The sequence below is a fragment of the Methylobacterium platani genome (genome assembly GCF_001653715.1).
GTDB lineage: Bacteria > Pseudomonadota > Alphaproteobacteria > Rhizobiales > Beijerinckiaceae > Methylobacterium > Methylobacterium platani.
The window spans coordinates 1-3,728 of sequence record NZ_LWHQ01000114.1; the positions used below are offsets into that span (position 1 = coordinate 1).

The 3,728-nt window shown below is 72.6% G+C and carries 5 protein-coding genes; 4 read left to right on the forward strand and 1 reads right to left on the reverse strand.

Translation table 11 applies throughout. From position 1 onward, the window contains the following. The first annotated feature begins 217 nt into the window (after positions 1-217). From A5481_RS31520 to rimM, 4 genes are all read left to right on the forward strand, one after another. Entirely contained in the window at positions 218-439 is a 222-nt protein-coding gene (locus tag A5481_RS31520; RefSeq protein WP_048437389.1) for an eL24 family ribosomal protein, read from the forward strand. Between the two features lie 18 nt (positions 440-457). Continuing rightward, on the forward strand, positions 458-2,065 hold the full coding sequence (gene ffh, locus A5481_RS31525; RefSeq protein ID WP_064504511.1) for a signal recognition particle protein: 1,608 nt from the start codon (positions 458-460) through the stop codon (positions 2,063-2,065). Between the two features lie 79 nt (positions 2,066-2,144). After that, positions 2,145-2,504, forward strand: coding sequence for a 30S ribosomal protein S16 (gene rpsP, locus A5481_RS31530; RefSeq protein WP_048432948.1), 360 nt, complete (start codon positions 2,145-2,147; stop codon positions 2,502-2,504). A 10-nt stretch (positions 2,505-2,514) separates the two neighbouring features. After that, positions 2,515-3,210: a ribosome maturation factor RimM gene (gene rimM / locus A5481_RS31535; RefSeq protein ID WP_082173010.1), complete on the forward strand. Its 696-nt coding sequence runs from the start codon at positions 2,515-2,517 to the stop codon at positions 3,208-3,210. 237 nt (positions 3,211-3,447) lie between these two features. Here rimM and A5481_RS31540 read toward each other — a convergent pair. Continuing rightward, positions 3,448-3,728, reverse strand: a 281-nt coding sequence (locus A5481_RS31540; protein WP_197514280.1) for a Ros/MucR family transcriptional regulator, incomplete at its 5' end; no start/stop codon positions are given.

The window sequence follows — 3,728 nt, forward strand, 5'->3', positions numbered from 1 at the left end:
ATTCTCTGAATCGCCCTGGCCGTGCGGGCGGCACGCATTGACAATCCGTTCACGGATCGGTAGGCCCCGCCCTCTCAGGACGAGAACTCGTCTCGACGCCGACCGGCCCGTGAGGCCGGAGGTTAACGCCCGACAGCGCGATGCGCCCTCGGGCGCGACTTGCGTTGGGCGAATCCTCAGCCGTCCGCCACTCCCGGTGGCGGCCCCAGGAGACCGGATGACCAGGACCGACCACGCGCAACTGCGCATCGAGGACGCGGTGAACGAGCTCTGCCCCTGGTCGGGCAAGCCGATCGCGGCCGACTCGCTGACGCTCTACAACGGCGCGGTCGTCGGTTTCTGCAATCCCGATTGCCGCGACAAGTTCGAGCGGGCGCTCACCCACTTCGAGGGTGCCCTCCAGGCCCGGCGCGCCGCCTCCGCGGGCCTGAACGAGTAACCCCCGGAGACTGACCGCATGTTCGAAGGCCTCTCCGACCGCCTCTCCGGCATCCTGTCCGGGCTGACCCGCCGCGGCGCCCTGACCGAGGCCGACGTCACCGCCGCCCTGCGCGAGGTGCGCCGCGCCCTGCTGGAGGCCGACGTCGCCCTCGAGGTCGTGCGCTCCTTCACCGAGAAGGTGCGCGAGCAGGCGGTCGGCGCGGTGGTGCTGAAGTCGGTGACGCCCGGCCAGATGGTCGTGAAGATCGTCAACGACCAGCTCGTGGCGATGCTCGGCGGCGAGGCGGGGGTCATCGACCTCAACGCGCCCGCCCCCGTCGGCATCCTGATGGTCGGCCTGCAAGGCTCGGGCAAGACCACCACGACCGCCAAGATCGCCCGGCGCCTGACCCAGCGCGACAAGCGCCGGGTGCTGCTCGCCTCCCTCGACACCCGCCGCCCGGCGGCGATGGAGCAGCTGGCGGTCCTCGCCAGCCAAGTCGGCGTCGAGTCGCTGCCGATCGTCGCCGGCCAGTCGGCGGTGCAGATCGCCAGGCGCGCCATGGAGGCCGCCCGCCTCGGCGGCTTCGACGTGGTGATGCTCGACACCGCCGGCCGCGTCACCCTCGACGAGGCGCTGATGCAGGAGGCCGCCGACGTCAAGGCGGCCACCAACCCGCACGAGGTGCTGCTGGTCGCGGACGCCCTGACCGGCCAGGACGCGGTCAACACAGCGCGTGCCTTCGACGGGCGGCTCGGCGTCACCGGCATCGTGCTCACCCGCATGGACGGCGATTCCCGCGGCGGCGCGGCGCTCTCGATGCGGGCGGTCACCGGCAAGCCGATCAAACTCGTCGGCACCGGCGAGAAGGTCGACGCGCTCGAGGAGTTCCATCCCGCCCGCGTCGCCAACCGCATCCTCGGCATGGGCGACATCGTCTCGCTCGTCGAGAAGGCGGCCGAGACCATCGATCAGGAGCAGGCCCTTCGCGTCGCCGAGAAGATGCGCAAGGGCAAGTTCGACCTCGACGACCTGTCGATGCAGCTCGCCCAGATGGAGAAGATGGGCGGGATCGGCGGCCTGATGGGCATGCTGCCCGGCATGGGCCAGATCAAGAAGCAGGTCGAGGGCGCCAATCTCGACGAGAAGATGTTCAAGCGCCAGCGCGCCATCATCTCGTCGATGACCCCCGAGGAGCGCCGCAACCCGGACGTGCTCAAGGCCTCGCGCAAGAAGCGCGTGGCGAAGGGCGCCGGCGTCGACGTCTCGGAGATCAACAAGCTCCTCAAGATGCACCGCACCATGGCCGACATGATGAAGGCCATGGGCTCGGGCAAGCGCGGCATCGGCCAGGCGCTCGGCAGCATGTTCGGCCTCGGCGGCGGGGGCATGGGCGGCGGAATGGGCGGATTGGGCAAGATGATGGGCGGCATGCCCCAGCCCACCCCCGAGATGCTCGCCGAGCTGCAGAAGTCGCTGCCTCCCGGCACCACCCTTCCGCCGATGCCCCCCGGCCTCGGCGGTCCCAAGGCGCCCGGCCCCGCCGGTAAAGCGCCCCCCGCCGCCCCCGGCCTGCCGGGCTTAGGCGGCAAGCTCCCGGGCCTCCCCGGCCTCGGCGGCCTCCCCTTCGGCAAGAAGAAGTAGGCGGCACCGGGCCCGTCAGGGTCCCCCCGCTGCCCGCATCGTCGAACGATCCTCGAACCTCACGAACAGGAAGAGACCCATGTCCCTCAAGATTCGCCTCACCCGCGGCGGTGCCAAGAAGCGCCCGTACTACCGCATCGTCGTCGCCGACGCCCGCGCCCCCCGCGACGGCCGTTTCATCGAGAAGGTCGGCGCCTACGACCCGATGAAGCCGAAGGACGATCCGGCCCGCGTGATCCTCGAGACCGAGAAGGTCCAGGCCTGGCTCGCCAAGGGCGCCCAGCCGACCGACCGCGTCCTGCGCTTCCTCGACGCCGCCGGCCTCGCCAAGCGCCCGACCCGCAGCAACCCGCAGAAGGCCGAGCCGGGCACCAAGGCCAAGGAGCGCGCCGCCGCCCGCGCCGAGAAGGCCGGCGCCGCCGCCGACTCGGCCGAGTAAGCGCCGCACCGTGGCGCGCCGCCCCGACGCCCGTCCCCCGCGCGGCAAGGCCCCTCCGGGTCTCGCCCGCGGGACCTCCGACCAGCGCCGGGGCGCAGGCGCGTCCGCGCCGCAGCGCGCCGCTCCCCCGCCCGCGCGCAGCGAGACCGGGATCGCCACCGATCCCGGTTTCGTGCTGCTGGGCGAGTTCGGCCGCGCCCACGGCCTCAATGGCGAGGTGCGGCTGAAATCCTACACCGCGGACCCGGTCGCGGTCGGGTCCTACGGCCCGCTCACCGGGGCCGACGGCCGCGTGGTCGAGATCGCGTCCCTGCGCCCCGCCGCGGGGGCTCCCGACATGCTGATCGCCCGCGTCGCGGGCGTGTCCGGCCGGACCGGGGCCGAGAGCCTGAACCGGCTCGCCCTCTACGTCGCGCGCGAGCGTCTCGGCTCTGCCGAGGACGAGGACGAGTTCTTCGCCGCCGACCTCGTCGGCCTTACCGTCGTCGACCGCGCCGGTGCTCCCATCGGCACGGTGCGGGCGGTGCCGAATTACGGCGGCGGCGACCTCCTGGAGATCGCGCCGGCGACCGGCGGCAGCCCGGCCCTCCTGCCCTTCACCAAGGCCTTCGTGCCGGAGATCGACGTCGCGGCCCGCCGCATCACCGTCGAGCCGCCCGGGGACCTGTTCGCGCCGGCCGCGCCGCGGGATCCGGACGAGGGCTGAGGGCGACGGGGCTCGTACGCCCCTACCAACTCTCCGTCATCCCGGGGCTCGCCGCGGGCGAGAACCCGGCGAGACCCCAGGATGACCGCACGGCTCGGAACTCGGTCGGCCGATGCAAGGCGGTCCGACGGGCCGGAAGCGATCGGAGCCCGCCCGACATTCCGTCGCACAGGCTCCGTTCGTCATGACATGCCGTGCAATGGAAGCCCGCGGCCGCGTCGGGGCGGCCGCCCGGCCTCACCGCCCGCGGTTCTTGCGCTGCTGGCCGAGGCCCGAGCTCTTGGCGAGTTCGGAGCGCTGGGCGGCGTAGGTCGCGGCGACCATCGGGTAGTCGTGCGGCAGGCCCCACTTCTGGCGGTACTGGTCGGGGCTGAGGCCGCGCGTCGTCAGGTGGCGCTTGAGCGACTTGTACGGCTTCCCGTCCTCGAGGCTGATGATGTAGTCGGGCGTGACGGTCTTGCGGATCGGGACCGGCGGCGTCGGCTTCTCGGGCTCGGGCGCCGGGGGGGCGGCGACGC

What these genes read in the sequence shown, in the direction of transcription:
- A5481_RS31520 (WP_048437389.1), top strand. Translation starts at nt 218, where the DNA reads ATGACCAGGACCGACCACGCGCAACTGCGCATCGAGGACGCGGTGAAC.
- ffh (WP_064504511.1), top strand. Translation starts at nt 458, where the DNA reads ATGTTCGAAGGCCTCTCCGACCGCCTCTCCGGCATCCTGTCCGGGCTG.
- rpsP (WP_048432948.1), top strand. Translation starts at nt 2,145, where the DNA reads ATGTCCCTCAAGATTCGCCTCACCCGCGGCGGTGCCAAGAAGCGCCCG.